Genomic DNA, 26,308 nt, shown 5'->3' on the forward strand with positions numbered 1-26,308 from the left:
GCAGCGAATTACAGCGGCAGATTCTGAAGACAAAGTGTTTTGTCTTTGTCTTCAGAATCCGCGGGAGGCCGGGACGGCCGGAGCGTGCGGGTGTAGCAATCACGGCGCAGGGCACGTAAGCCGCAGTTCCAAAGCACCCGCGTGTTCGTAACCCACTTTGCTTTCTAAACGGGCTACTCCACACTCTCATTCCTTGTTACAATAGACCATGATCAGCACAGAGGGGAGTCACATCTAGTGAATATGCAAGACGCCTTAGCGGCTTTAAAAGAAAAATTTGGTTACAGTTCGTTTCGTCCCGGCCAGGAAGAGGTGATCAACCACTTGCTGAACGGCGAAAACGCCCTGGCCGTCATGCCTACCGGGGGTGGTAAGTCACTTTGTTACCAGATTCCCGCCTTACTCATGCCGGGAATCACCATCGTCATTTCACCACTCATTGCGTTGATGAAGGACCAGGTGGACGCCCTGAACGAAGAGGGTATCGCAGCGACGTACATTAATAGCTCACTCTCATTTCCCGAGATTGACCACCGCTTTGCCATGGCCGCTCGGGGTGACGTGCAACTACTCTACATTGCCCCCGAGCGCCTCGACTCCGACCGGTTTCTGCGCGAGTTATCGTCCCTCAACGTCAGCATGGTCGCCGTCGACGAAGCCCACTGTATTTCCCAGTGGGGTCACGATTTCCGCCCTAGTTACCTGACCTTGACCGAGGCGATCGCTCAGCTACCTTCACATCCAGTCGTGATTGCCCTGACGGCGACCGCCACACGCAAAGTCGCGGCGGATATCCGTGCACGTCTGGGAATCCCCGACGCGAACGAGGTGAACACCGGCTTTGCACGTGATAACCTGAGCTTTAGGGTGATTAAGGACCAGAACAAAGATACCTACCTACTCGAATACCTCAAGCTGAACAACGACCAGTCAGGCATCATCTATGCCAGCACGCGTAAGGAAGTTGAGCGTCTGTACCACTTGTTGGAGGCCAACCACGTCGCCGTGACGTATTACCACGGGGGCATGAGCGAGGGTGACCGCAATGCCAACCAGGAGGACTGGTTGTTTGACCGGAAGCCCGTGATGGTGGCGACCAACGCCTTTGGTATGGGTATTGATAAGAGTAACGTACGCTTCGTTATTCACGCCCAGGTCCCCGGGGACTTGGAATCATACTACCAGGAGGCTGGGCGTGCGGGTCGTGACGGTTTACCTAGTGAAGCCATCCTGCTCTTTAAACCCAATGACCTCCAAATCCGGCGGTTCTTTATCGACCAATCCGAAATGGACGATGAATTTAAACAAAACGAGTACCGCAAACTCCACGAAATGCAGCAATACGCCAACACGCAGGACTGTTTGCAACAGTTCATTCTGCGCTACTTTGGCCAAACCGGCAGCCAGCCATGTGGCCGCTGCAGTAATTGTCTGGACGAACGGGCGTTTCAGGACGTCACCGTTGACGCGCAAAAGGTGCTCAGCTGCGTTAAGCGTATGCGGGAACGGTTTGGTAAGTCCCTAGTTGCGCAAGTACTGACGGGGGCCAAAACCGCGCGTGTGCGGGAGCTGCACCTCAACGAGTTACCGACGTACGGACTGATGAGTAGTCAAACTCAGTCACATATTAATGAATTTATCGACTTTTTGGTCGCTAGCGGCTACTTGAATCAAGGTGCGGGTCAGTACCCAACGCTGTCGGTGAGCGACCAGGGTGTGTCGGTACTGTTAGGGAAAGCCCAGGTGCAACGCAAAATGGCCGTCAAAGCCACGAAGACTTTGCCGGTTGCGGACGACCTGTTCCAGGCACTGCGAGAGTTGCGCACCAACTTTGCCGAACAACAGCACGTGCCGCCATACGTTATCTTCTCGGACCAGACACTGCGGGAACTGGCCGCCCAGCGACCAACCACCCGTGTCGCCATGCTCAACGTTCGTGGTGTCGGGCAAAACAAGCTGGACAAGTACGGCGATGCCTACCTTGAATTGTTACGCAACTGGGAACAAGGCGCGGATTCCTCCGCGGCGGTTGCTAATACGGAGGCCTGATTTGAGCGCGCGGTATGCTATAATATTGCGGTTAGTTTAGAAGGGATGGATGCATGTGAGCGGCAAGTACGACTGGCAATTATTACCACAGGCAGAACCAGCGGAGATTAAGCGGGTGGCACAGGAATTGGGGGTTACCCCGTTGCTGGCCAACATTCTTGTACAGCGCGGAATTACTGATGCCGACGCCTGGGCCAACTTTACCCAGCCGGAATTGAGCCGCTTGCACGACCCCATGTTAATGCACGATATGGGCAAAGCCGTGGCGCGAATCACGGCGGCCATTGAAAATGGGGAACATATCACAATTTACGGGGATTACGACGTTGATGGCATCACTAGTGCCACCATCATGAAGGAAGCGCTGGAGAGTATTGGCGCGGATCCGGAGGTCTACATTCCCAACCGTTTCACTGATGGGTACGGCCCCAACTTGGCGGCGTACCAGCGTTTAGCCAACGCCGGGACGCAACTGTTAATTACCACTGATAACGGTATTGCCGGCGCTGAACCGATTGCGTGGGCAATGGCGAACGGGATGGACGTGGTGGTGACTGACCACCACGAACTAGCACCCACGTTGCCAGAGGCCGTAGCGGTCGTTCATCCCCGTTACCCCGGTAGTGAGTACCCGTTCGGTCAGCTCAGTGGCGCCGGGGTGGCACTCAAAGTTGCGACGGCACTCCTCGGTGAAGTGCCCGTTGAAAGTATTGACCTGGCCGCACTGGGCGCGGTCGCCGATGTCGTCAGCCTGACGGATGAAAACCGTATTTTTGTCCAGGTCGGCCTGCAAATGATGCGCAACAATCCGCGGGTCGGGTTGGCGGCGCTCATGGAAGCCGCCGGAGTGGATCCCGCAACGGTGAACGAGATCACCATTGGCTTTGCCCTAGCCCCGCGCCTGAATGCAATTGGACGGATGGGGGATGCAACTGAGGGGGTGACGTTGCTATCCACCTTTGACGAAGACGAGGCTAAGTTACTGGCCGGGAAGATTAACCAAACCAACAGCGAGCGTCAGGCACTGGTGAAGTCGATTTACGCTGAAGCCAGCGCCATGGCCCGTGATGACCAGCACCGCGGCTTGGCAGCGCTGGTACTGGCTCATCCGGATTGGCATCAGGGCGTGCTGGGAATCGTGGCGAGTCGTATCGTTGAGGATACCGGCAAGCCGACAGTTATCCTGAGTATTGACCCGGCCAGCGGCGCGGCCAAGGGGAGCGGCCGGTCCGTTGCTGGTTACAACCTGTTTGACGGTCTAAACGCCAGTCGCGACCTCATGACCCACTTTGGCGGCCACGCGATGGCGGCTGGTTTGAGCCTGCCGGTGGACCAGGTGGCGGCGCTGCAGGAGGCCTTGGCCAAAGACGCGGCAGGTGCGAACATAGGGACACCAAAGCTAGCCATTGCGGCCCAGGTTGACGTGCAGGACCTCACGATGGACGCCTATCGAGAACTGCGACGGCTGGCCCCGTTTGGCGAGGGCAACCTGGAGCCCAGCTTTGCACTCAATACCAGCGCGGTGGACGATGTGGCCCAGATGGGGGCGGACAAGAGCCACCTGCGCTTCCGGGTGGGCGGCAGTATTCGGGCGGTAGACTTCGGCGCCGGCGACCTCGCGGAGGGGCTGTCCGCCGCACAGAAGGTCAAGGTAGCCTTCCACCTGGCCACCAATACGTATAAGGGCAACACCTCGTTGCAACTGATGGTCCAAGATATCCAGATGCAAAGTGATCAGGTTATCGACATGCGGATGCCGCAGTTAACCCAAAGTCAGGTGGCTGGTGCGCACACATACGTGTTCTTCAATCCCCGGCTGGCCAAGCAACTTACGCAACGTCTACAGTTCGGGGGACCGACCGTGATGGCTAATCAGCTAACCACGGGCACGACCGATGTGGTTTTGGTCGATTTACCGTCATCTGAGGCCGAACTGGCGGCCACCGTTCAGCGAGTTGATTTACCCGTCGGTGCGCTATTCTTTGCGCCTGCCAAACAGATCTTGGCAATTCCCAGTCGGAATGAATTCGGCGCGGTGTTGCGTTTTCTAGGCGCACATCCGCGCTTTGATAAACACCAGTTACCGATGGTGGCGCGAGCTACCCATCTGGATACCAGTCAAGTTATTTTCGCTGTACAGGTGTTTTTGCAGCTGAAATTTGTTACTATAGACGACGGTGTTTTCATTTCGACAGTATCGCACCCACAAAAACAGGCGCTTGAAGATGCTCCAGTCTATCAAGAACGTGTGGCCCAGCTGGGTCTGGCCCGGCGGTTGCGGACAGCGTCACGCGCCGATTTACGGGCTACTTTGTTGCGGTACCGACAAGAATTGTGAGGATTCAAGCATATGAGCATTAACTTCAAGGATTACATTGCGAGTGTCGACAACTTTCCGGAGCCCGGCATTGTCTTTCGGGACATTTCGCCGTTGATGGCAGACGGTCAGGCCTACGCAGCGGCAACGGACGCAATTGCGGACTTTGCCCGTGAACGCAAAGTAGACATGATTGCCGGTCCCGAGGCGCGCGGATTCATCGTGGGTTGCCCGGTTGCATATAAGCTCGGCGTCGGTTTTGCGGCGGCCCGTAAGAAGGGTAAGCTCCCCCGTGAAACGGTTAGCGCTAGTTACCAACTTGAGTACGACACGGCAACTTTGTACTTACACAAAGATGCAATCCAGCCAGGACAGCGCGTGCTGGTCTGCGACGACCTCCTGGCCACCGGTGGCACGATTGCGGCCACCATTGACCTAGTTGAGCGCCTCGGTGGTATCGTCGTCGGGACCGCGTTCATCGTGGAGCTAACGGATCTTCACGGTCGCGACAAGATTAAGGATTACGACTTGCTGGCACTCACTCAGTACGAGGGTGCTTAACAAGGTGTGATGAGCATACACAAAGGGCCGCGCAATTGCGCGGCCCTTTGTGTCCAGTGTGTGGACACCTGGGATATATGTGGCTCCTGACTCTAATCGCGTCTGTGCACACGGGCGCGTGCGGGAACCGGTGGTTGAATGGCTACAAAGGCTACCACGGGGGTGACCACCATCGCAATGGCGGTAGCGCCAACTAGCCACGGTGCAAGCGCGCTGAATTGGCGCGATACCGTGGAACTAACGTTGAATTGTGCGTTACGTTCGCTGTCCGTCGCGTTGCCGGTTGCACTATTAACCGGGGTAGCGGCGGTGCTAAATTCAATCTGGCCAATCATTGCGTTGCCGCCGCTAGTAGCGACGAATGTGATGCCAGTTGCGGCGATTAACGCCAACAAAATTGCAACCAAAATATGTTTAACCCTAATCATCTTGAAAACGCCTCCAGTTGTTCCAAAATCAGTATAGCATGGAAGCGGTTACTGGTGAAGGGAATTCGGTCAATCCCTTGCATTTTCTATGTTTTCGGCTAAAGTATAAACCAAGGATAACGTGCAGGGAGGTGGAATACGAATGAGCAAGAAGAAACACAGCGGCCCCAGCAAAACGCTCGTGGAAAAGATGTTGGACAAGGCGGGTGTGGAGTACGCCCCCGTCGAGTTTGACACCTATCAAGACGGTGATGTCATGCAAATTGATGGGGCCAAGATGGATGTACCCCGGCACGAGGTTTATAAGACTTTGGTTCTGACTGGCAATAAAACTGGTCCCGTCGTTGGCGTAGTGCCTTTGGACATGCACATTGACTATAAGCGGTTAAGCGCCGTTTCTGGTAACAAGAAGGTGGGCATGGTACCATTAAAGGACCTCATCAAAACGAGTGGGTATGAACACGGGGCGAATAACCCCTTGGGTATCTATGCTCGACACCATTACCCAATTTATTTTGCACGAGAGGCAGAACGGGCGGGCACAATAATTATCAGTTCCGGTGAAATTGGCCGGTCGGACCGCTTACAGGCAGCTGACTTGGCCCGACTGGTCAAAGGACAATTTGCCGACTTTGCTACCGCCACTGAGGAGGGATGATTATGTTTGAAGCACAACACAGTCGTTTTGCGACATTTGGCGTTATTTCCAAAATACCTGGTGAACTGATTGACCGGGTGTGGTTCATTATTGATAATGATTTACGCGGTTTGGTGCCACTGGACAACCTGTTGAAGTTTAAGCTCGTTAATAACGACGGCCAGGTTAGTATCCATTTCTCGCAGCAGGATCTCGATACCGAGATGGCCTTTGACCAGGATCTCGATTACGGGGATGAGTATCCCGACATGGTTCTGGCGTACGATGATGGTGACATTCAAACTATCCTCTTACCAGAAGAGGCCAATGAACACTAAATTAACCGAACACACAAAATGGGCTAACGTAACTTTCTCAAGTCGCGTTAGCCCATTTCGTTTTGCTGTGGTTCATCTGTATTCACTATCACCGGTTAGCCCACCATACCGCAATAACCGAACTGACCGGCCTGTAGCCGCAAACCATCAATATAGGCGCCAGTCATCCAGTCGAGGGCAGTACTTTGCTTAACTCCCATCCGGAAGGGCACTTGGTCAACGGATTCTGGATCAATGGCGTCAACGATATCCTCAATGGCATTCCGATAGCGGTTGACCGCCCGCACAATGTTATCTAGTTCGCATTGGTAGGTACGCGGCACGTGGACCGTACGCAGGGACTGTACCAGCGGGTTAAAGTGCATTAGGTTACGCATCAGGTACTTTTTGAGGTCACCAAGCGTATCGCGTGCGAGGCAATTACCGGTAATGATGTTTTCACAGGTATGAATATGTTGGTTAAATACTTCTTTAAATATCAGCAGCCGTTCCAAAGAAGTGGTTAGTGGCTGGATTGACGTTGTATTTGCAGTCATAATGAGTTCTCCTTTGTTTTTTGGGGTGGGCTGTTTGCCCACGAATAGTGATGAGCATTACGCACTTGGTGAACGGTGTCACGACAGGCGACGGGCACGATTTAAAAATAGGCCACGCGTGTGTAACTGAATCCAACACGTGTTGCAAAACGCTCTGCGACGGGCTTCTGGTACCATAAGCAAAAACCATTTTTACTGTAATCGATTACAAATTAAAGATTAGCATAACCAAAAATGATTGTCTAGTATAAGCATTAAATTAATTATTATCGAACGGCTGTTACTTTAAATACAAACGTTGGCTAATTGTGCCGTTTGTGGCAAAATAACAGGGATAGCGAGTGGAGGATAAACATGAAAAAAAACTATTTAATAATCGTATGTTTGGTTTGCGGACTGGCTTTAGCGGGGTGCGGACAGGGAAAGAGTAGCAAGAATTCGTCCAGCAGTTCGTCAACCACATTGGTCACGCATAAGTACACGAATACGCAGTTGCAGAGTCGGTACGACCGTATCTGTGATCTGGCCGTTAATCCGCTTCTGAAAATGGTGCACGGTACGAGTATTGACGACCTCAAGCCAACTTTGAAGAAAAACCGGGCTAAGTTGGAAGACTTAGCCCTAGAGTTAAAGAACAACAGTACCAATGCGGACACAACCAAGGCGTTATCTGGCTATGTGACTGATGCGGAGGCCGTCCTGACCGCGGTAGGGGATAATAACCAAACGGAGTTCAACACGGCGACCAAGAAGTTCTTCAAAACTTCGTCGACGATTGGTCGGCAAAGCTTTGGCGGTCACACCCCAACTTCGCTGGTGACGTACAGCCAAGCGGTACAAAATACCGCCAAGATCAGCAGTAGTTCCAGCAGCTCGGCAAGTAGTAGCAACTAGATTTGAGTGGTTGAATGATTAAATAACACGATAATTGTGAAAATAGCTAGCATCTTTTAAGTGGCTTTGCTATAATTGTTATTGTTGTTATGGAGAGTTGGCAGAGTGGTAATGCAACGGACTCGAAATCCGTCGAACCGGCTAATACCGGCGCGCAGGTTCAAATCCTGTACTCTCCTTATTTTTAATTGATAAAGCCTCGCAAACGTTGACCTTAATGGTCTTGCGCTTTCGAGGTTTTTTTTTTCGGTCAGAATATTTTATCGATATGTTGTTTTACATGGTTAGTACGCTTATTTATGTGCGCTCATCACAGCATTGTACTGATTGCCCCAGGTCTCCATTGCCGCAATGACTGGTGTCAAGGTCTCACCAAACGCACTCAACTGATAATCAGTCACCAAATTGTTACCTGGGTCTGTGTGCTTCAATACGATACCGTCGGCGATCAGTTCGTGCAACTGGAGTGCCAACATACGTTCAGAGCAGGCTGGAATAATTCTGTTAAGCTCGCCGAAATGGATCGCATCCTTTTTGATCAAGTGAAAGAGGATTACGCACTTCCATTTCCCGGAGATTAGCTGGAGTGTACTTTCTACCGGACAGCCGGGCCGGCAATCATATATATGGCGTTGCATGCTATCACCTCAACGTCAGTATACGCCATACTTACAAAATTCTCAGGATTGCCATCTAGCATTCGACCAACTATGGTTGATTCGAAAGGGTGATTTGAAATGAAAGCAATCAACACAATTATTGGTGCGTATCAGCGCCACAGTTTTGATGATGTTAATGCGTTTAGTATGGTTAAGCGGGATACAGCAATTCCCACCGGACACGATTTGTTAGTGCATATCGCTGCGGTGTCAGTTAATCCCGTTGATGTTGGGGTTTATGCCGGCATACGGCGGCCGCGTGCTACGCCGAAGATTCTGGGTTGGGATGCCGTCGGAACGGTCGTGGCCGTGGGCGAACAGGTTTCCCTGTTTAACGTTGGCCAACGGGTATTTTACGCGGGAGACTTTCGTCGGGATGGTAGTGACCAAACTTTTCAGTTAGTAGATGAGCGCATCGTTGGTCATGCTCCAGAAGAGTTTGCGGATGAGGAGCTGGCCGGATTACCGCTGACGTCTTTGACTGCGTATGAAGCGCTCTTTGAACAAATGCACTTGTCAATCGCCGACATTAAACACAATCGGCAGAGAACACTCCTAATTATTAACGGTGCCGGCGGTGTCGGTTCCATCGCCACGCAATTAGCCAACCATGCGGGATTACGGGTCATTGCGACAGCCTCCAATCCGCAAAGCATTGCGTGGGCGAAGCAACATGGCGCGGGACTAGTTGTGAATCACCACCAAGATTTGGTGAAGCAGGTACATGCGTTAGGTATTAAAAACGTGGATTATATCCTCGGGCTGAGTAAACTAGACGAGCACTTTAACGAAATGGCGACCTTAATTCGGCCGAGTGGGATCATTGTCTCAATTACGGAAAATCGTCACCCAATCGACTTGAAAAAACTGACGAAAAAGCGCGCCACCTTTGCATGGGAATGGATGTATAGCAAATCCTACTATCAAACTGATGACATGATTACTCAACACGAAATCCTTGATCAGATTGGGCAATTACTACAGGCAAAGGTGATTGTGCCAACCACCACCAAAGTGTTTAACGGCCTGAATCCGGAATCGTTGCGGCAGGCGTTCAAGTTGGTGGCTGGGGGACACATGATTGGTAAGGTTGTGATTAAAGCCGAGTAACCAAGGCGTTGATTAAAAATACGAGCTTCACATGGTGTGTAAAAAGCTTCGCTAAGATACCAGTCGGACAGTCTGGGATGGGTTGGCTTAGCAAGTGTAAAGGCGGTTGGCCTCTGCGCACTATTGCGTTCCCCATAGAGCGGGGATTACAATCATTCCAACGGTATTTGCTAGACTCAATGTAACTAAGTTGAAAGATTGAGGCTAATTTTTATGAGTAATGATTGTCCTTTTTGTAATCTCGAACATAACAAAGTTATATTACAAAATAACACCTGTATTGGCTTCTTTGATTTGAGCCCTGTGTCGCGGGGACATCTCCTGATTATTCCCCGGCGGCATGCGGAAACCTTCTTTGACCTCACCGAGACCGAGCGTTCGGATATGCTAAAACTCCTTGATGAGGGTAGGCAACTTCTGGATCTTAAGCAGAATCCCGATGGTTATAATGTCGGGTGGAATTGTGGTATGGCGGCTGGGCAAACGGTAATGCACTTCCATTGTCATCTGATTCCGCGGTTTACGGGTGATACGCCCAATCCGCGAGGCGGGGTGCGCGGGGTAATCCCGAAAAAACAACACTACGAATTCGATGTGCTCAGAGGCTATCCCAGCGACCGGGCCGTGATTAAATTAATTGATCAATTTAACTCTGAATTGATGCAATTGAACTGATATACCGTGTTTCCTCGCAATTAACACTGGCCATGCAGTTGACGTTGACCAGAAAAGTGGCAATCAAAGTTGAAACCTAATTTGTTTACATGTGTATACTTATAGGTATTTACTAGGAGATGGACATTTTGAAAAAAGCGGTATTTGTGTTACGCAATGAGTGGGCTGATTGGGAACCCGCATATTTAGCGAGTCAGCTCAATCAGTCTAATTTATGGACCACGGAGTTTGCTTCAGACGTTGCGGAACCGGTGTCCATCGGCGGATTGAAGGTCGAAGCTTCGACTAATTTGTACAAGCTTTCGGAACAATCCGATTTGGTGGTTATGATCGGAGGAAATTCCTGGGATACAGATGACGAGCGGTTAACAAACGTTATTGGACAAAGACTAGGGGCGGACAAAAAAACTGCCGCTATCTGCGGGGCAGTCGACTTTTTGGCCCGCGGAGGTTTACTTTCGCAATTTAAGCATACTGGTAACGCTCAATATTTATGGAATGATTTTTCACGATACGTCAATCGGGACGATTTCATAGAGCAGCAAGCAATTCGTGACCGGAATCTGGTTACTGCTAACGGCACAGCACCGCTGGAATTTGCAAATTTAACTTTGAAAATGGTCGGTCTCGCGGATGATGACAGTATCAATCGCACCACGGACCTGTACCGGATGGGCTATTATGCATACAGTGAGAAATACGGTAATCCGTACGCGTAAGTTTGAATCCTCGGTTACCGTGAATCTGTGAGCTCGTGTATCCCGAGTAGTAATTTTGAGATAACGGACCACTGAATGGGAGTGGGAGTAAAAAATGATTGACCTAAATAGTACTGAAATTTTAGGCGCACGTGAGGCCGCAGAAATATGGGGTAAAAACAAGACATACGTTAGGACTAGCCTGAAGCAAAGTCCGCATAAATGGCCTAAGGGATCATGGCGTAAATTTGATGACCACCAATTAGTTGTCACCGTTGCCGGCATGGAAGCCGCTACCGGACAGCCAGATCCTCGCAAAGTGGAACAAAACAACTAGGTTTTTAAATTCGTCCAAACTATGTTTACTTTTAATTGTCTTCAACACAATTTGTTTTAAATACCAATTTCGCGCACACTGCCACCTCCATCACGAAAGGGGCCACGTGTAGGATTTCCCCAAGTCCTGAATGCGATTAATGCTGCCAAAGGTGGTTTTGCTCATCGTAAAAGTTAGGCTCCACAATAAAACTCCGGGCATGGGTACCAACTGCGTAAGTTGGCGCCTATGCCGTTTTTTTGAACCATAGCAATCCTGTTTGTAGCTTTCAATCGCAAATCAATCACGGCCATAATACGCCAGTCTGTTGTGCAATCACTAACCGAACTGTAGTTACACCTATACCATCAAATTGGCTGCCGTGCTCGGCACAGGCTGTAGCAATGTTTATAGAATTGAATGACTTCTAAGAGTTTGTGGGGTTAAGCGAGGATTGACAAAGCCCAATCGGTAATCTATATTAGTTTCATGACAATCGAACAGTTAAGTGATGACGAATCTAGAGTAATTATTTTAAAGGCAGTAGCGGATCCGATGCGTTTAAAAATCGTACGGATGCTATACAAGCACCGCGGTGAGATGAACTGTGGTGAAATTGGCGAACAGTTGAACATTCAAAAATCCACTGTATCGTATCACTTCCGTACTCTACGTGAAGCGGGGCTTACGACTACTCGCAAAAGCGGGCCCAACAAGTATGTTGAACTCAGGCTGAGCACCTTTGATACGTATTTACCCGGATTTTTAAATACCTTGTAAAAGGTATTTTTTTCGTCCTAGAGTTCGATTGTTATAAAACAGTTGCACAAGGAGAATGCTATGCGTCGTTATTCGAGTTTATTTTTTCTGGTTATGTTTTTGATAGGGACGGATACATTTTTAGTCTCGCCACTTTTACCGACACTTAGCCGGTTATTCGGTATATCTACCGCCGTTTCGGGCTGGTTGGTGTCGGCTTACGCACTAGGATACGCCGGCTTTGCCGTGATTTCAGGACCAATTTCGGACCAACATGACCGTAAGCAGATTTTGCTTTATGGGCTGGCCGGCTTTGCGGTGTCAACAGCACTGTGCGGGGTTGCCACCAGCTTTTGGCTGATGCTATTGTTTCGTTTCCTTGCCGGCGTGGCTGCCGCCTTCGTTACGCCGCAGGTATGGGCATCAATTCCTGATGTCGTTGAGCCAAAGCAGATTGTAAAGGTGATGGGATACGCAACGGCCGGATTGTCAGTCGCACAGTTAGTTGGGATTCCAATTGGCAGTTATCTGGCTGCGGGTTCCTGGCACACACCGTTTTTCGTGATTGCTGGCGCAGCGGTACTGCTGATGGTTGTATGCTGGCAAGCATTACCTGCTCTCCCTAGCCAACATGCTCACATCGGTTTCTGGCGGACGTATAAGCAGGTCATTGGTAACCACAAAGCGGTGAGTTATTTAGCGGCCTACTTTGTTTTTCAAACCGGTAGTTTCACGGCAATCACGTTTATTTCTACTTGGTTTACTCGCGATTTTGGTCTAACACTAACCGGGGTCGGCACGGCAATGATTGGTATTGGTGCTGGTAATTTACTGGGCTCTTTACTTAGTGGGTACTGGGCAAAGAAAGTGTCGTTCACCAGGGCGCTTGCACTGAGTTTTGTTGCCTTAATCGTACTCTATATTGGGTTAACCTTTTCACCTAGTTTCATTGTTAGTGAGATTATGGTGACTACTGTTTACGTGTTTAATGGCCTTATCTTCCCGTTGTTAATGACCACTTTACAACAAACCGTCGCAAACGCTCGTAGTACCATGAGCTCCTTGGCAAATGCCGCGATGTACTTGGGTGAAACTATGGCGGGTGGTATTGGTGGCCTGCTTTTCAATGCGTGGGGATTTACTGGTATTGCGTGGTTTGCCGCGATTGTCATTGCTTTTGGGGGGATGTTGTACTGGTACCATGGGGCACTGAATACGACGGCGTCATAATTCGTGACTCTTGCAACGTATTATTGTTGAGTTAATATTTGACCCGGTTGGTTGTGGTTTTTCCCAGAGTTTGCCTGGAAATGGCTCCCTTCTGAGAAAGCGTTATAAAGCCTAAGCTTATTGCGCCAGACGGTCGAGCAACTCACATAACCGCAGAGTTATTGGGCAAGCTCGACTGATAATTCACAGCTACCATTTGTGCCCATTTTTCACAAATGCCGCCATCAGTGGTACGCTAATAACATGATGATATCTGAAAGAGCAAAGATGACTGCTGGTCAGCCATATCAACAATTTGATTCAGAACTAATCGCTCGGCGTAAGTTGGTCCGTGAGCAGTTACTGCAAATCAACCAACTAACCGACAATGAGGCCCGCAATGGTCAGGCCAAAGCATTACTGGCGGAGGCGGGGGATGATTTCTTCGCCGAGGCGGGTATTACCTTTGACTACGGCTTCAACGTGCACATTGGTGATCACTTCTACGCCAATTACCGTCTGACGTTGCTGGATACGTGCCCAATTACGATTGGGGACCATTGCTACATTGGCCCCGACGTTGGTTTTTACACGCCGGTCCACCCGTTGTCCGCGCAACAGCGTGACGCGGATGTGGAAATGGGTAAGCCCATCACCATTGGTAACAGCATCTGGATTGGTGGTCACGCGACGCTTTTGCCCGGGGTAACTCTAGGCGATCGCGTTGTGGTTGGCGCCGGGTCGGTGGTAACCAAGTCCTTTCCTTCTGATGTCGTAATTGCCGGTAACCCTGCGTGTGTCATCCGCCGATTGGATGAACACGGTGAAGTGATTACTGACAATAAGAACTAGGCCAAGTCGCGCGGTAGTTCGTGCTGATTTGGTGATTGCGAATACGCTATTGTCTGGTTAAATCCGGACCCTTGCGGCCATCACAAAACATGGCTACTGGTACTACCGACTGCGCCTATGACCCGTTGCCCGGCAGGAACGTGTTTACAATGGGGGTCGACGGGAACTAGGAGTTCTTTATTTTTTATCGACATAACATCAATAAGTGTCTCTTTGTACCAACGGTAGCGTTGTTTCTAATCATGTCCGTGACGCTGTTACTTGGTGGCAACCAACTCAAAGCCGCGCTGGCAGCACTAATGACATTCATCACTGCCCGGTTTAGTTGGTTATACTTTGGCATTTACATTGTCAACTTTGTGTTTTTCATTTACTTAGCCTGCAGCCACTTCGGCCGCACCAAACTGGGAGCGGCGGACGACAAGCCGCAGTATAGCAACTTCCAGTGGGGGAGCATGGTCTTCGCTACGGCGATTGACGCCAGCATCCTCATGCTGAGCATGGTGGATCCACTCCGGTACGTGCAACACCCACTCTTTGGGGCCAAAGCGTTATCGGCACAGAACTACCAAAATGCGCACATGCTCGGGCAATTTGATTGGGGACCAATGGCGTGGATGATGTTTGCCTCCGCTGCCGTCCTCATCGCGTACATGATGTTCGTTAAGCACGTTCACGTGATGGCGCTCAGCGACGCTATCCCCATGCTGCAGGGCAAGGGTTCCGTCAAGCGGGGTCTCCGCCTCGGCGTTAACTTCTTGGTCGTGTTCGGCATTATGGGTGGTATTGGCTCGTCGGTCGGGATGGAAATTCCCGTCTTATCCAAAGTCATTGCGCAGTTGACGCACATTGACGACACCATCTGGTTAAAGTTGGGGATGTTCATCGTATTGCTGGCCATCTTTGCGTTAACCATGGTACGCGGCCTACGCGGTGGCATCGACAAACTGAGTGCGGCGCATATTTGGACGGCCATTGGTTTTCTGATTATCGTCCTGATGGTGGGCCCGACTGGTTCCATCATTCGCTCGGAAGTGCACAGCATCGGCCTGTTAGTGACACACTTTGTGGCCATGAGTACTGGCTTCACGACGAGCATGGCACACAGCGTTGATCCGGTGAAGTCCGAGACGGTCTTCTACTGGGGTTGGTGGCTCACGTACATGCCGTTCATGGGACTGTTCATTGCCCGGATTTCCAAGGGCCGGACGGTGCGGCAGGTAATCCTGGGTATGCTGGGCTACGGTGCCCTGGGCTGCATGAGTTTCTACGCCATTCTGGGTGGCTATTCTCTGTTTCTACAGCAAAGCGGTGCGGTAGACTTACTGCACACACTTAACACCCAGGGACAGGCGGCGACGATTGCACAAGTGTTGTCGACTTTGCCGCTGAAGTACGTGATGTTGGTGGTTTACGCCGCATCGTGCTTCATCTTCCTGGCGACCACCGTGTCCTCGTCGGCGTACATCGTTTCGGCGTTTACCTCAACGCGGCTCCGTCCGACCCAGCAACCTAGCCTGGTTAACCGACTAGTATGGATGGGAATCTTCATGTTATTCGCGTTCGGGATCGTGTTTGTGGGCGGCTTCAAAACGGTGCAGGCGATTTGCTCGGTGGCTGGTTTCCCACTCATCTTTGTTTCGGGACTCCTCATCGTTTCTACTTGGCAAGTGCTGGTTCGCGACCACGACGTCGCGCCCGCACCAGCCAAAGCGGTTGTGCGGCACAAGGTCAGAGCGACCACGCGGATGCCGGTTGCGCATAATTCAATTGATGATTAGCTGATTACATTAACGTGTAAATTAAAAATTCAATCAAGTCTCGCAATTCGTTGCGGGGCTTTTTATTGTGCGCTGATATGGAAGGGCATACAATAAAAGCGATTATAGACAGAAGGGAAAATGTACACATTGGGGGGCATGATCATGGTGCCAAAGTCTGGGCGGCAAGTGGCGTGGCTAATTGGGGGCATCGCCGACGTAGCAATTTTGGGCACTATCACGGTGCTATTCGTTCCGCGGGTATTTGATGGTACGGCGTCATTCTGGATTCCTTTGGGAACGTTTGCTTTTGGCACGCTGGGATACATCATCAGTATGTATATGGTGCGCAAATCATGAGAGTACGCAGAGCTAATAAAGTAATGGGCTAGTGTGTGTCAGGTTCCGCCTTAAGTCCGAGGAAAGCGCTATCATTAACGTCTATTATTATGGTGTTAACAGATTGATGTTGGGTTAAATGGGGATGAGGGGGAACAAGTATGAGGCGAATCATATTCGGCGTCTTGATGGTGGTAACCATAATGAGTGTGACAGCGTGTGGAACGCAACGTGGGTTACCGGCGGCCAAGAGCGGCGACTACGCACGGGTATACAACCGCGCTGGGCGGATGATCCGCACCGTCAAGAGTCAGCGGGACGTGAACTTTCTGAGTAAAGTGGCGGGGGACGCACCGTCAGTGCGCCGTGTGCAGGGCAAAAACGTCAATCATTGGCGTTACCGGTACGTGCTCTACGACGTCAAGGCGCATCAACACGTCACCATGTGGGTATACCAAAAGAAGAATCAGGTACGCATGCGGATTCCGGTGGTTGGCGAAGGTGTCTGGCGGATTAACACTGGTAACCGCCAACGCCTAAACAAGCCGCAAGCGTTGCAGTAGGTGAATGCTGCCAGCGGTACTGACGTGGCGGCTCCTGTTGAGCGCCTGCTCCGAACAGCGGCTGATGTTACCCGCAAGTGCGTTTGACATCCACCCCTGACCATGGGAAAATTATTGGATTGTTTTGATATTTACGCGAGAAATCGGGGGGCTTGCTCTCACGCATTTGCTGGTCGATTCTCAATATTGGGGGTTACTGATTCATGTTTAAATTGATCCGCCGCATGACGCAGAAGGAGGATCCCAGTGTCTACGAGGACAAAGATTCACACCTGCCGCGCGTGCTAACAGTCAAAGACTTCCTGGCGCTCGGGGTGGGTACGATTGTTTCAACCACAATTTTCACCCTGCCGGGAATCGTGGCAGCCGAGCACGCTGGCCCCGCGGTCGCACTGTCCTGCCTGTTTGCTGCGATTGTCGCCGGCCTCGTCGCCTTTGCATACGCCGAGATGGCTGCGGCCATGCCGTTCGCGGGTTCCGCTTATTCGTGGATTAACGTCGTGTTTGGGGAGGGTTTCGGCTGGATTGCCGGCTGGGCCCTCCTGGCTGAGTACTTCATCGCGGTTGCCTTCGTCGCGTCAGGTTTGTCCGCTAATTTTCGGGGTTTGCTGGCCTCCTTTGGGTTAAGCATCCCCGCCGCGTTGGCCAACCCGCTCGGTAGCAAAGGCGGCCTGGTGGACATCGTCGCCGTGATTGCCGTTGTAGTGTGTGCCGTCATCCTGTGGCACGGCGTCCGGCAGGCGGCGCGCGTCGAAAACGTGTTGGTGGTCCTCAAGGTATTGGCTATCCTCGCATTTATCGTTATCGGGCTGAGCGCCATCCACGTGCAAAACTACGTACCGTTTGTCCCCAAGTACCACGCCAACGCCGACGGTTCTGCGTTTGGAGGGTGGCGGGGTATTTACGCGGGGGTATCCACAATCTTTTTGGCCTACATCGGCTTTGACTCCATTGCCGCCAACTCAGCGGAGGCCAAGAATCCCGAAAAGACCATGCCTCGCGGAATCATTGGTAGCTTGATCATCGCCGTAACTTTGTTCATGGCGGTGTCGTTAGTGCTGGTGGGCATGTTCCACTATACTCACTATGCGGGTATCGCCGAGCCAGTCGGGTGGGCACTACGGCACTCGGGACACACTGTTGCCGCTACCGTCATTGAAGGGGTGGCCGTTATCGGTATGTTCACCGCCCTCATCGGGATGATGATGGCGGGATCGCGTCTGCTGTACAGCTTTGGTCGGGACGGCATGCTGCCGCGCTATCTCGGTCAGCTAACGAGCAAAGACGGCCTGCCTAACCATGCATTGCTAGTCTTATCCGTGATTGCTGTGGCGATCGGGGCGTTCTTCCCGTTTGAATTCCTGTCCGAACTAATTTCTGCCGGGACGCTAATCGCGTTCATGTTCGTGTCGCTCGGTATTTACCGGTTGCGTCCACGGGAGGGTCGCGACATTGCCGACCCGGCGTTCAAAATGCCATTCTATCCAGTGCTACCGGCCCTGGCCTTTGTGGGTGCACTCGTGGTGTTCATGGGCCTCGACGTCCAGGCCAAAGTTTATTCCGGAATTTGGTTCGTGGTGGGTTTAATCATCTACTTTGCGTACGGTGTGCGTCATTCAGCACTTAACCAACATTAAAAAACAGCGTGCGGTTGCCATCCTTCTCCGGGAGGACGACATCCGCACGCTGTTTTATCGTTGCTCCCCATCCATAATTCGGAATAAGGTATCTTCCATCAAGCCACGAAACTCGTTCAGCGTAAACGTGGTTAACTCCGCGGTGCTGGGTGTGTGGCCCAATGCCTTAGCCCAGGCGTCCGCGCGGTCTGCGATGAGGTTCTCCGTAAAGTTACGGCTCACGGCCTGATCCGCCGCGGTACTAATCCGCGCACGTAGCATTCGCTGTTGCTCGGTTAATTGTTCCATTATGATAGCCTCCGTAAATTCGAAAATTCTGTGTAATTGCACCGTACACCCTGCGTATTGCTTTTGTCTACAGCTAAAGTGCGGTAGAATTAACGTCATTAATGGAGTTTGCGGACTAAGGGGGACGTAAAATGGCAACGCAGATGAACATGCTTGATTATATTGGCAGCAAAATGGACGCGATGGACTTTGATGGTGACCTGAACCTCAACTGGGATAAGGACGCCCACGTCATTGAATTGGAATACACCATGACGGTGCTCGCCAGCGCCGACTTTGATATTGAAGACAACGACGGCTCCGTTATGGACGACGGTAAGGTGCAATACACCGACGCCGTGCTGTTCTACGACGAGACACGCATGGACGGGCACGATTACGTCAATGATTACCTCACAGTGATTCCGTTCAGCGGCAAAAAGGGGATCGATCAGGCAACCGTTGATGGTTTCTTCAACTACTTCCAGACCGTTTTGGATGAAGGGGAGAGTGACCTGCTCGACTTTGTTGATGGTACCAGTGATAGCGATGAGTTTACGGTCGGTTTTAGCCAAAGCCAGTTAACCAACGCCGTGGCGGAAGAGCCAGACGCAAAGCTGGATGTTTACCTGCCTTACCCTAAGTATTAATTAGTTAATTGGAGGAATAGCACGTGGAATGGACTGCCATCACGGTGACGACGAGTATTGACGCAAGCGAAGCGGTCTCAAACATGTTTGCGGAACTAGCGGTCGGCGGTGTACAAATTGACGACCAAGCAACCAACCCGGAGCTGGACGACCAAACCGTCCAGGTCACGGCCTACATACCGTCAAATACTGACGCTGCACCACTATTGGCTAGCGTGCGTGACGGATTGAACCATCTGTCCGACTTTGGCCTGGAGGGCGGCGCTGGCACGGTGGCGACTACGACCATCGATGATGGCCAGTGGACTAACGTGTGGGAACAGTATTACCACGCCGTCCGGTTGACACGGTACCTCACCGTCGCCCCGCGCTGGGAGGAATATTCCCCGTCACAACCTGGTGAGCTAGTCGTGCGGTTGGACCCGGGTCAGGCTTTCGGCACCGGCACCCACCCGACTACGCGACTCGTGCTCCAACTTCTCGAAGCTGTTGTGCGCGGTGGGGAACGGACGCTGGATGTCGGTACTGGCTCCGGCGTGCTGGCCGTTGCCGCCGAACGGCTAGGCGTAGGGAGCGTACTGGCGACCGATATTGATGCAGTCGCGGTGGCTAGCGCCGAAAAGAACATTGCGCTGAATCCCGTTAGCCACATCACCGTCATCGCGAGCGACTTACTGCGGTCGGTACCAGACGACCAGCAATTCGACTTGGTGCTCGCTAATATCCTCCCTGACGTTTTGGAACGGCTGGTCCCTGAGGTGCCACATGTGCTTGCTGAGCGTGGGAAGCTAATTTTGTCTGGTATTCTGTTGGCTAAGGAACCCCGCGTCCGTCAATGGCTGACCGACGCGGGTTTAGTGGTGACGACTACCATCACCGATGGTAAGTGGGTGGCATTACTGGCTACCCGGCCAGACGGGGAGGTGGCGTAGGTGCAGCGGTACTTTACTGATGAGTCTTTGACCGAAGGCGCCAGCGTCACCCTCCATGGTGCCGTTGAACATCACGCCATCACCGTCTTACGGATGCAGGTGGGTGGACAATTTGAACTCGCCGGTGCGCAGGGCCACGCCTTTGTGGTAACAATTACGGGCATCGACCCACTGACCGTCCGCGTGGAGCAAAGGATTGCTGCCAACCACGAGTTGCCGGTCGCGGTGACCATCGTTTGCGGCATTAGTAAGGGGCAAAAGGCGGAGCTCATTGTCCAAAAGGCCACGGAGCTGGGTGTCACACGCGTTTTGTTCGTGAACACCCAGTGGGCCACCGCGCGCTGGTTACCGGATCGTGCCGCCAAGAAGGTGGCGCGCCTCCAACAAGTGGCCCAGTCGGCGGCAGAACAAAGTCATCGTGACGTTGTACCAACCGTGGGCTTTGTTCCGCTACTGGACGCCGTCATGCGGTTGGACGCCGATGCCAAGCTGGTCGCCTACGAAGAATCAGCCAAACAGGGTGAACACGCGCAGTTAATCCAAACGGTGAGTGCGCACCCCCGGAGTTTACTGGCCGTCTTTGGACCGGAAGGCGGGCTCGCCCCCGAAGAGGTAGCGGCCTTAAACGCAGCCGGTTTTGTTAATGCAGGGTTGGGACCCCGAATTTTACGGACGGAGACCGCGCCGTGGTACTTACTCGCGGCCATATCCACATATACTGAACTACAGGAGGATTCACAACATCTTGTCAACTCTGAAAAAAATTAACACTTGGTGGCAGCGGCCACTCCCACTGGTTATTTTGACCAGCGTCGTCATGGCCTTCGTGGCCCCGTACATCTTCAAGCTTTTGCACATGGCCGTTGCTTGGCGGGTCGGGCTACTATTCATCGTTCTCGACAGCATCTTTGCCTGGTGGATTGGTCGCCAAATTAAGCAGCACCAGCTACCTTGGTGGACCATCATTGTGTTCCCCATCCTGTTTGCGCTGATGGTTTTCCTGCGGTTCACGAAGTATGATTACTGGATGGCGCCTATCTACCTTGTGATTAGCGCGCTTGCTTGGCTAAAGGACTAGTTTTTTTATGCTATCCGGGTTATATTTAAATTAAGAAATTTTGAGTGTAGGAGGTCGGGACAAAGATTCGTTTGTTCCGATTTTTTCTCATTAGGGAGACGGTGGCAATGGCTGAAGAACCAGAACTGACGCAGGAACAGGTTTATGATATCTGCGCAAAGTACATGAATGAAGAACACTTGGCCTTCGTGCAAAAGGCGTATGACTTTGCGGCGTACGTCCACAAGGATCAGCTACGGAAGAGTGGCGAACCGTACATCATCCACCCGATTCAGGTGGCCGGTATTTTGGCCCAGCTGAACATGGATCCGGCGACGGTGGCTTCCGGTTACCTGCATGACGTGGTTGAAGACACCAAAGTGACTCTGGGCGACATCAACGAGCTGTTCGGCCGTGACGTTGCGGTGATTGTTGACGGTCTGACCAAGCTGAGCAAGGTCAAATACGTTGCCCACAAAGACGAGCTGGCCGAAAATCACCGCAAAATGCTCATTGCGATGGCTAAGGACCTCCGCGTCATCATGGTCAAATTGGCCGACCGTCTGCACAATATGCGGACGTTGATGCACATGCCACCGGACAAGCAGCGGCGGATTGCCCAGGAGACGCTGGACATCTTTGCCCCGCTGGCTGACCGACTAGGGATTAGCACCATCAAGTGGGAGCTCGAAGATTTATCGTTGCGGTACCTGAACCCGCAGCAGTACCACCGAATTGCCTCACTGATGAACTCCAAGCGGTCCGAACGGGAGCAGTACATTCAGTCGGCCATTACGGACATCAAACGCGGTTTGGCCGACCTGCACATTGAATACGAAATCTATGGGCGGCCGAAGCACATCTACTCAATCTACAAGAAGATGCGCGATAAGCATAAGCAATTTGATGAGCTGTACGACCTCCTCGCCGTGCGGGTCATCACCAAGTCCATTAAGGATTGTTACGCGGTACTAGGTGCCATTCACACCGAGTGGAAGCCGATGCCAGGGCGTTTTAAGGACTACATTGCCATGCCCAAGGCGAACATGTACCAAAGTATCCATACCACGGTGATTGGTCCCGAAGGCAAACCTTTGGAAGTACAAATCCGGACCGAAGAAATGCACCAGGTCGCTGAATATGGGGTTGCAGCGCACTGGGCCTACAAGGAAGGCCAGACCAGCGAGGTGCAGTACGACGCGGCGGGGAAGAAGCTCGACCTCTTCCGGGAAATCCTGGAAATTGGGGATGAGTCCACGGATGCGCACGACTTCATGAAGAGCGTCACGGGTGACGTCTTCACGGACCGTGTGTACGTCTTTACTCCGAAGGGTGAGGTTTACGAACTCGCCAAGGGGAGTAATACGCTCGACTTTGCCTACATGGTGCACACGGAGGTGGGTAACCACACCGTGGGGGCCAAAGTGAACGGCAAAATTGTGCCGCTCACCTACCAGCTCAAAAACGGGGACATCGTCGAGATGCTGACGGCCAGCAATAGCCAGCCCAGCCGCGATTGGATTAACCAGGTATTCACGTCGCGCGCGCGGAACAAAATCCGGCGCTACTTTAAGCAGGCGGACAAAGGCGAAAACGCCGAAAAGGGCCGGGACATGCTGGAGCACCAGCTACTCGATATGGGTCTGCACCCGGGGGACTTCCTGACCGGTGCGCCACTGAAGACGGCTCTCAACCGGTTTAATTTCAATACGGAAGACGAATTGATGAGCGCCATTGGTTACGGCGAACTCACCGCACAGGTGGTGGCCAACCGCCTGACCGAGCAACAGCGACACGCCAAGGAGGAGCAGGACCAGCGCGACCGTGAACGGGAAATTCTAGAGTCTAACCAGAAGGTCACCACGGTGGCTAAGGAGCGCAAACAACCGCACGCGGGCCAATCAGTGACGGATGACGGCATCATCATTGAGGGTGTCGACAACTTACTGGTGCACCTGGCCAAGTGTTGTCTGCCGGTGCCGGGTGATGAAATTGTGGGCTACGTGACCAAGGGGCGTGGGGTGACTATTCACCGCGCAGACTGCCCGAACATCACGGCGCACCCTGAAGAGGCCAACCGGTTGCTGGAGGTACACTGGCAGTCCAAGACGGATCAGAACCAGAGCTTCAACGCGGACCTGGAAATTTACGGCTACAACCGCAACGGCCTGCTCAATGAAGTGTTGCAGGTACTGAATGCCCAGACCAAGAACCTGAACAACATTAACGGGCGTGTGGACCACGACAAGATGGCGGACATTCACGTAACGGTGGGCATCAACAACCTGGCTCACTTGGAACGCATCATGGAGGCCATCAAGAACGTACCGGATATCTACGAGGTTAAGCGTACTAACGGTTAACTTTATTGGGGAGGATTTTATGCGAATAATCGCGCAACGGGTCAGTAACGCCAGCGTGGCCATCGCGGGCAAAGTAGTGGGTGCTATCGATGGCGGCTACATGGTATTAGTCGGCGTCGGTCCCAACGACGCACCGGAAGAAGCGGATAAACTGGCGCAAAAACTGGTTAAACTCCGCGTATTTAGCGACGACGCGGGCAAGATGAACCGTAGCTTGTTAGACGTGGGAGGAGCGGTGTTGTCCATCTCTCAGTTCACGCTGTATGCTGATCTGAAAAAGGGTAACCGACCGAGCTTCACCGGCGCGGCGGGTCCCGAACTGGGGCGCGCGCTGTACGAACATTTTAATGCGGAACTCGCACGGTTAGGCGTTACCGTCGCTACGGGCGAATTTGGCGCGGACATGCAGGTGACGTTGACTAACGACGGGCCGGTGACCATGACGATGGATACGGAGGCGATGTAGGGTGGACGTAATCTGGGACTTTGACGGGACGCTGTTCGACACGTATCCGGGGATGATGGCCGCTTTACGGGCGGTTCTCGCTGGCTACGGTGACCAGCGCACTACGGAGGAACTATTAGTCGCGGCCAAGCAGGATTCGGTTCGCGCTATCCTCCGTGACTTTGCCCAAACGCACCCGGACGCAACGCTGGCCGGCCTCGACCAGGCGTACCACGCCAAGGAGCACGACACCAACCTCCAACCGCTACCGTATCCGGGCGCACGCACCGCACTGGATGCGGTGGTGAAGGCTGGTGGTCGCAACTTCCTGTGGACGCATCGCGATGACGTTGCGTGGCGGTTGCTTGACCGCAACAATCTCCGCGGCCTCTTTGCTGGCGGGACCACAATCAGCATGCACTTTGCGCGTAAGCCGAACCCCGAGTCACTGCTATACCTACAACGCGAGTTCGGGTTAAGCGCCCACCGGACGGTCGTGGTGGGGGACCGCGCGTTAGACGTGGCGGCAGGTAAGGCCGCGGGTTTTGCCACCATCTACATCGACATAGATGGTCTGCATGCTGCTCCTGCCGCGACGGAGACGGTCACGGCACTGACTGAGGTGCCCGCGGCATTGGCACGGTTAGCACAAATGATGGACTAAAAAAACTTTGCGGCATCCCGTTTTGTGGGTATGCTGCAAAGCTTTTTAGATGCTACCGCGAGCCACTCTCAAAGTAGCTCCGTAATCCGTTCACCACGTCGTTCGCAACTTTTTGCTGGTAAGCGGTGGTTTGAATTTTGCTGAAATCCGTATCGTCATTAATGTAACCCATCTCTAGTAATACGCTGGGCTGCTTGTTGTCCCGTAACACTTCAAAGTCGCCGAACTCGATACCGCGACTAGGCGTACCCACACCTTTGAGGGCAACGTTGAGGTTGCGCGCGAGGCTGATGTCCTTCTTGGAACTGTAATAGTACACGGTGTGACCGCTGGCCTCGTTAGTGTCAGGCGTGGAATCAAAGTGGATCGAGATAAACGCGTCCGCTTTGACTTGATGCGCAATTTTAGGCCGCTTCGCTAGGCTGACAAAGCTGTCATTGCTGCGGGTCATGACTACGTTGGCCCCCGCAGCGGCGAGGGCGGAGCGAATAGCCTCGGCCGTCTTGAGGGTGTATGTTTTTTCGTATTTATCCGTGGTCGAAAGGGCGCCGGTATCGCTACCCCCATGGCCAGGATCAAGCACGATGGTGGCCTCTGCTAGACTCGTGGAGGTGGCGGTGCTGGCCCCATTGCTAGGCGTGGAGACGACCCAACTCGCAATGTATCCCGTGGTGCCATCACTGGTCTTAACCTCGTACCAGTCGCCGCTTTCACCAACGACGGCCAGACTAGTGTTAGCTGGGAGCTCTTTGGCTACGGAGCCGTTAATTCCGGCCGTGTGCCGTAGGTTAGCGGTGCGCTTTGTCTTAACCGTTAAGTTGGCAGCAGCGGCGGCGCTCGCCGAAGCAACGGCCTGGTCCGAGGTGGAAACGGTCGTGCTGGTCCCACTCAGTTTCACGTACTTGCTACTAATCCAGGCAGCGGTGCCATCATAGATAATTTGGCTCCAGGCACCCTCCTGGTAGACCACTTTGATTGCGGCTCCAGCTTTTAGTGAGCCTAGCTTGCTGGCACTCTCGGTTGAGGAGGCCCGCACGTTGACGGCGGCCGTAGTTACACCAGATTTGGCTGCACCGGTGGTGGCCTCGTTATTATTCACTAACCAACTGGCAACCCACCCAACACGGTTACCGGGCATCCGCACTTTGTACCACGAATTTTGTTTATCGATAATAGCTAATTGGGTACCGTGGGTGACCTGCCCCTCGACGCCGTACGAAAGGCCGGGGCCTTGACGCACGTTGACGACGGTGGCATCCACGTCCACATTCTGGGTGTTGGCCAACATTGCGGTGGTCGCGATGGCGATAATTAAAAGAATACTGGTGGTAATAATGAGGGGCCACCGTTTGAGGTGGGCCCGATTGGCTTCGCGTTGTTCCTTACGCATGTTGACACAACTCCTTGTGGTAATAAAACGGCGATCGGTTGATCCCGTTCACCGTTACTTAAACAAATCCTAGTATAACAAAATCAGTGTGATTATCGGGAAGAATGACCACACAATCACAAATATTTACGGTTTAGCAACTATGGGATGAGTGCCAGCGGCGTTGGCCGGGCTGGTTAGCTACGGCTTTCGTGGGGCGCTCC

29 protein-coding genes and 1 tRNA gene are annotated in these 26,308 nt (G+C 52.6%); 25 read left to right on the forward strand and 5 right to left on the reverse strand.

Features of this window, described 5'->3' with window-relative positions; all coding sequences use genetic code 11:
- Positions 1 to 243 precede the first annotated feature (243 nt).
- From recQ to LPA02S_RS04110, 3 genes are read left to right on the forward strand one after another with little or no spacing between them, the layout of a single operon-like run.
- Positions 244 to 2,049: a DNA helicase RecQ gene (recQ, locus tag LPA02S_RS04100; RefSeq protein ID WP_054650720.1), complete on the forward strand. Its 1,806-nt coding sequence runs from the start codon at positions 244 to 246 to the stop codon at positions 2,047 to 2,049.
- A 49-nt stretch (positions 2,050 to 2,098) separates the two neighbouring features.
- A complete protein-coding gene (recJ, locus tag LPA02S_RS04105; protein WP_056956852.1) occupies positions 2,099 to 4,387 on the forward strand; it encodes a single-stranded-DNA-specific exonuclease RecJ in 2,289 nt (762 codons plus the stop codon).
- Between the two features lie 12 nt (positions 4,388 to 4,399).
- Positions 4,400 to 4,927, forward strand: a complete 528-nt coding sequence (locus LPA02S_RS04110; RefSeq protein WP_054650718.1) for an adenine phosphoribosyltransferase — start codon at positions 4,400 to 4,402, stop codon at positions 4,925 to 4,927.
- A gap of 92 nt (positions 4,928 to 5,019) precedes the next feature.
- Here the strand turns inward: LPA02S_RS04110 and LPA02S_RS04115 are convergent, their stop codons facing one another.
- Complete coding sequence (locus tag LPA02S_RS04115; protein WP_054650716.1) at positions 5,020 to 5,355, reverse strand: hypothetical protein; 336 nt, start codon at positions 5,353 to 5,355, stop codon at positions 5,020 to 5,022.
- A 142-nt stretch (positions 5,356 to 5,497) separates the two neighbouring features.
- Here LPA02S_RS04115 and LPA02S_RS04120 point away from each other — a divergent pair, with 142 nt between their 5' ends.
- Positions 5,498 to 6,013 (forward strand): aminoacyl-tRNA deacylase, encoded by a 516-nt coding sequence (locus LPA02S_RS04120; protein ID WP_054650714.1) that lies wholly within the window; start codon positions 5,498 to 5,500, stop codon positions 6,011 to 6,013.
- Between the two features lie 2 nt (positions 6,014 to 6,015).
- Positions 6,016 to 6,330, forward strand: coding sequence for a DUF960 domain-containing protein (locus LPA02S_RS04125; protein ID WP_054650712.1), 315 nt, complete (start codon positions 6,016 to 6,018; stop codon positions 6,328 to 6,330).
- A gap of 95 nt (positions 6,331 to 6,425) precedes the next feature.
- On the opposite strand, the gene LPA02S_RS04130 is transcribed toward LPA02S_RS04125, so the two are convergent.
- Positions 6,426 to 6,866 (reverse strand): hypothetical protein, encoded by a 441-nt coding sequence (locus tag LPA02S_RS04130; RefSeq protein WP_056956853.1) that lies wholly within the window; start codon positions 6,864 to 6,866, stop codon positions 6,426 to 6,428.
- A 354-nt stretch (positions 6,867 to 7,220) separates the two neighbouring features.
- Between LPA02S_RS04130 and LPA02S_RS04135 the strand changes: the two genes are divergently transcribed.
- Positions 7,221 to 7,760 carry a hypothetical protein gene (locus LPA02S_RS04135; RefSeq protein ID WP_056956854.1) on the forward strand — a complete coding sequence of 180 codons (540 nt, stop codon included), beginning with the start codon at positions 7,221 to 7,223 and terminating at the stop codon, positions 7,758 to 7,760.
- Between the two features lie 91 nt (positions 7,761 to 7,851).
- Positions 7,852 to 7,939 (forward strand) — tRNA-Ser (locus LPA02S_RS04140).
- A 114-nt stretch (positions 7,940 to 8,053) separates the two neighbouring features.
- Here the strand turns inward: LPA02S_RS04140 and LPA02S_RS04145 are convergent.
- A complete protein-coding gene (locus LPA02S_RS04145; RefSeq protein ID WP_054650706.1) occupies positions 8,054 to 8,398 on the reverse strand; it encodes a winged helix-turn-helix transcriptional regulator in 345 nt (114 codons plus the stop codon).
- A gap of 99 nt (positions 8,399 to 8,497) precedes the next feature.
- On the opposite strand from LPA02S_RS04145, the gene LPA02S_RS04150 reads away from it, so the two are divergent.
- From LPA02S_RS04150 to LPA02S_RS04195, 11 genes are all read left to right on the forward strand, one after another.
- Positions 8,498 to 9,529, forward strand: a complete 1,032-nt coding sequence (locus LPA02S_RS04150; RefSeq protein ID WP_056956855.1) for a zinc-binding alcohol dehydrogenase family protein — start codon at positions 8,498 to 8,500, stop codon at positions 9,527 to 9,529.
- 213 nt (positions 9,530 to 9,742) lie between these two features.
- Positions 9,743 to 10,204 carry an HIT family protein gene (locus LPA02S_RS04155; RefSeq protein WP_082607918.1) on the forward strand — a complete coding sequence of 154 codons (462 nt, stop codon included), beginning with the start codon at positions 9,743 to 9,745 and terminating at the stop codon, positions 10,202 to 10,204.
- Positions 10,205 to 10,323: 119 nt separating this feature from the next.
- The gene (locus LPA02S_RS04160; protein ID WP_225354975.1) at positions 10,324 to 10,923 is read left to right on the forward strand and encodes a DJ-1/PfpI family protein; all 600 of its coding nucleotides are present in this window, start codon (positions 10,324 to 10,326) and stop codon (positions 10,921 to 10,923) included.
- Positions 10,924 to 11,017: 94 nt separating this feature from the next.
- The gene (locus LPA02S_RS04165; protein WP_054650702.1) at positions 11,018 to 11,239 is read left to right on the forward strand and encodes a helix-turn-helix domain-containing protein; all 222 of its coding nucleotides are present in this window, start codon (positions 11,018 to 11,020) and stop codon (positions 11,237 to 11,239) included.
- 468 nt (positions 11,240 to 11,707) lie between these two features.
- Entirely contained in the window at positions 11,708 to 11,998 is a 291-nt protein-coding gene (locus LPA02S_RS11485) for an ArsR/SmtB family transcription factor (RefSeq protein ID WP_082405431.1), read from the forward strand.
- A gap of 60 nt (positions 11,999 to 12,058) precedes the next feature.
- Entirely contained in the window at positions 12,059 to 13,207 is a 1,149-nt protein-coding gene (locus tag LPA02S_RS04170) for an MFS transporter (protein WP_056956857.1), read from the forward strand.
- A gap of 243 nt (positions 13,208 to 13,450) precedes the next feature.
- Positions 13,451 to 14,038, forward strand: a complete 588-nt coding sequence (locus LPA02S_RS04175; RefSeq protein WP_054650698.1) for a sugar O-acetyltransferase — start codon at positions 13,451 to 13,453, stop codon at positions 14,036 to 14,038.
- Between the two features lie 197 nt (positions 14,039 to 14,235).
- A complete protein-coding gene (locus LPA02S_RS04180) occupies positions 14,236 to 15,819 on the forward strand; it encodes a BCCT family transporter (protein ID WP_225350316.1) in 1,584 nt (527 codons plus the stop codon).
- Positions 15,820 to 15,939: 120 nt separating this feature from the next.
- Complete coding sequence (locus LPA02S_RS04185; RefSeq protein ID WP_156470986.1) at positions 15,940 to 16,158, forward strand: hypothetical protein; 219 nt, start codon at positions 15,940 to 15,942, stop codon at positions 16,156 to 16,158.
- Between the two features lie 140 nt (positions 16,159 to 16,298).
- Complete coding sequence (locus LPA02S_RS04190; protein WP_156302149.1) at positions 16,299 to 16,700, forward strand: hypothetical protein; 402 nt, start codon at positions 16,299 to 16,301, stop codon at positions 16,698 to 16,700.
- 203 nt (positions 16,701 to 16,903) lie between these two features.
- Positions 16,904 to 18,337 (forward strand): APC family permease, encoded by a 1,434-nt coding sequence (locus LPA02S_RS04195; protein ID WP_056956861.1) that lies wholly within the window; start codon positions 16,904 to 16,906, stop codon positions 18,335 to 18,337.
- A 54-nt stretch (positions 18,338 to 18,391) separates the two neighbouring features.
- Here LPA02S_RS04195 and LPA02S_RS04200 read toward each other — a convergent pair whose 3' ends face one another.
- Complete coding sequence (locus tag LPA02S_RS04200; RefSeq protein ID WP_054650692.1) at positions 18,392 to 18,625, reverse strand: hypothetical protein; 234 nt, start codon at positions 18,623 to 18,625, stop codon at positions 18,392 to 18,394.
- 131 nt (positions 18,626 to 18,756) lie between these two features.
- Here LPA02S_RS04200 and LPA02S_RS04205 point away from each other — a divergent pair, with 131 nt between their 5' ends.
- The 7 genes from LPA02S_RS04205 (at position 18,757) to LPA02S_RS04235 (ending at position 24,715) form a co-directional block, all read left to right on the forward strand.
- Complete coding sequence (locus LPA02S_RS04205) at positions 18,757 to 19,254, forward strand: DUF3013 family protein (RefSeq protein ID WP_054650690.1); 498 nt, start codon at positions 18,757 to 18,759, stop codon at positions 19,252 to 19,254.
- A gap of 23 nt (positions 19,255 to 19,277) precedes the next feature.
- Positions 19,278 to 20,186, forward strand: a complete 909-nt coding sequence (prmA, locus tag LPA02S_RS04210; RefSeq protein WP_056956863.1) for a 50S ribosomal protein L11 methyltransferase — start codon at positions 19,278 to 19,280, stop codon at positions 20,184 to 20,186.
- Complete coding sequence (locus tag LPA02S_RS04215) at positions 20,187 to 20,954, forward strand: RsmE family RNA methyltransferase (RefSeq protein ID WP_056956865.1); 768 nt, start codon at positions 20,187 to 20,189, stop codon at positions 20,952 to 20,954.
- Positions 20,932 to 21,264 carry a hypothetical protein gene (locus tag LPA02S_RS04220; RefSeq protein ID WP_056956867.1) on the forward strand — a complete coding sequence of 111 codons (333 nt, stop codon included), beginning with the start codon at positions 20,932 to 20,934 and terminating at the stop codon, positions 21,262 to 21,264. Before LPA02S_RS04215 ends, LPA02S_RS04220 begins: the two co-directional genes overlap by 23 nt.
- Positions 21,265 to 21,371: 107 nt before the next feature.
- Positions 21,372 to 23,606, forward strand: a complete 2,235-nt coding sequence (locus LPA02S_RS04225) for a RelA/SpoT family protein (RefSeq protein ID WP_056956869.1) — start codon at positions 21,372 to 21,374, stop codon at positions 23,604 to 23,606.
- Positions 23,607 to 23,625: 19 nt separating this feature from the next.
- Positions 23,626 to 24,072 (forward strand): D-aminoacyl-tRNA deacylase, encoded by a 447-nt coding sequence (gene dtd, locus LPA02S_RS04230; RefSeq protein WP_054650684.1) that lies wholly within the window; start codon positions 23,626 to 23,628, stop codon positions 24,070 to 24,072.
- A 1-nt stretch (position 24,073) separates the two neighbouring features.
- Positions 24,074 to 24,715: an HAD hydrolase-like protein gene (locus LPA02S_RS04235; protein WP_056956871.1), complete on the forward strand. Its 642-nt coding sequence runs from the start codon at positions 24,074 to 24,076 to the stop codon at positions 24,713 to 24,715.
- A 52-nt stretch (positions 24,716 to 24,767) separates the two neighbouring features.
- Here LPA02S_RS04235 and LPA02S_RS04240 read toward each other — a convergent pair whose 3' ends face one another.
- Positions 24,768 to 26,105: an N-acetylmuramoyl-L-alanine amidase family protein gene (locus LPA02S_RS04240; RefSeq protein WP_054650680.1), complete on the reverse strand. Its 1,338-nt coding sequence runs from the start codon at positions 26,103 to 26,105 to the stop codon at positions 24,768 to 24,770.
- Positions 26,106 to 26,308 lie beyond the last annotated feature (203 nt).

It is taken from the genome of Lacticaseibacillus pantheris DSM 15945 = JCM 12539 = NBRC 106106 (assembly GCF_001591865.1).
In the GTDB taxonomy this organism is placed as follows: Bacteria; Bacillota; Bacilli; order Lactobacillales; family Lactobacillaceae; genus Lacticaseibacillus; species Lacticaseibacillus pantheris.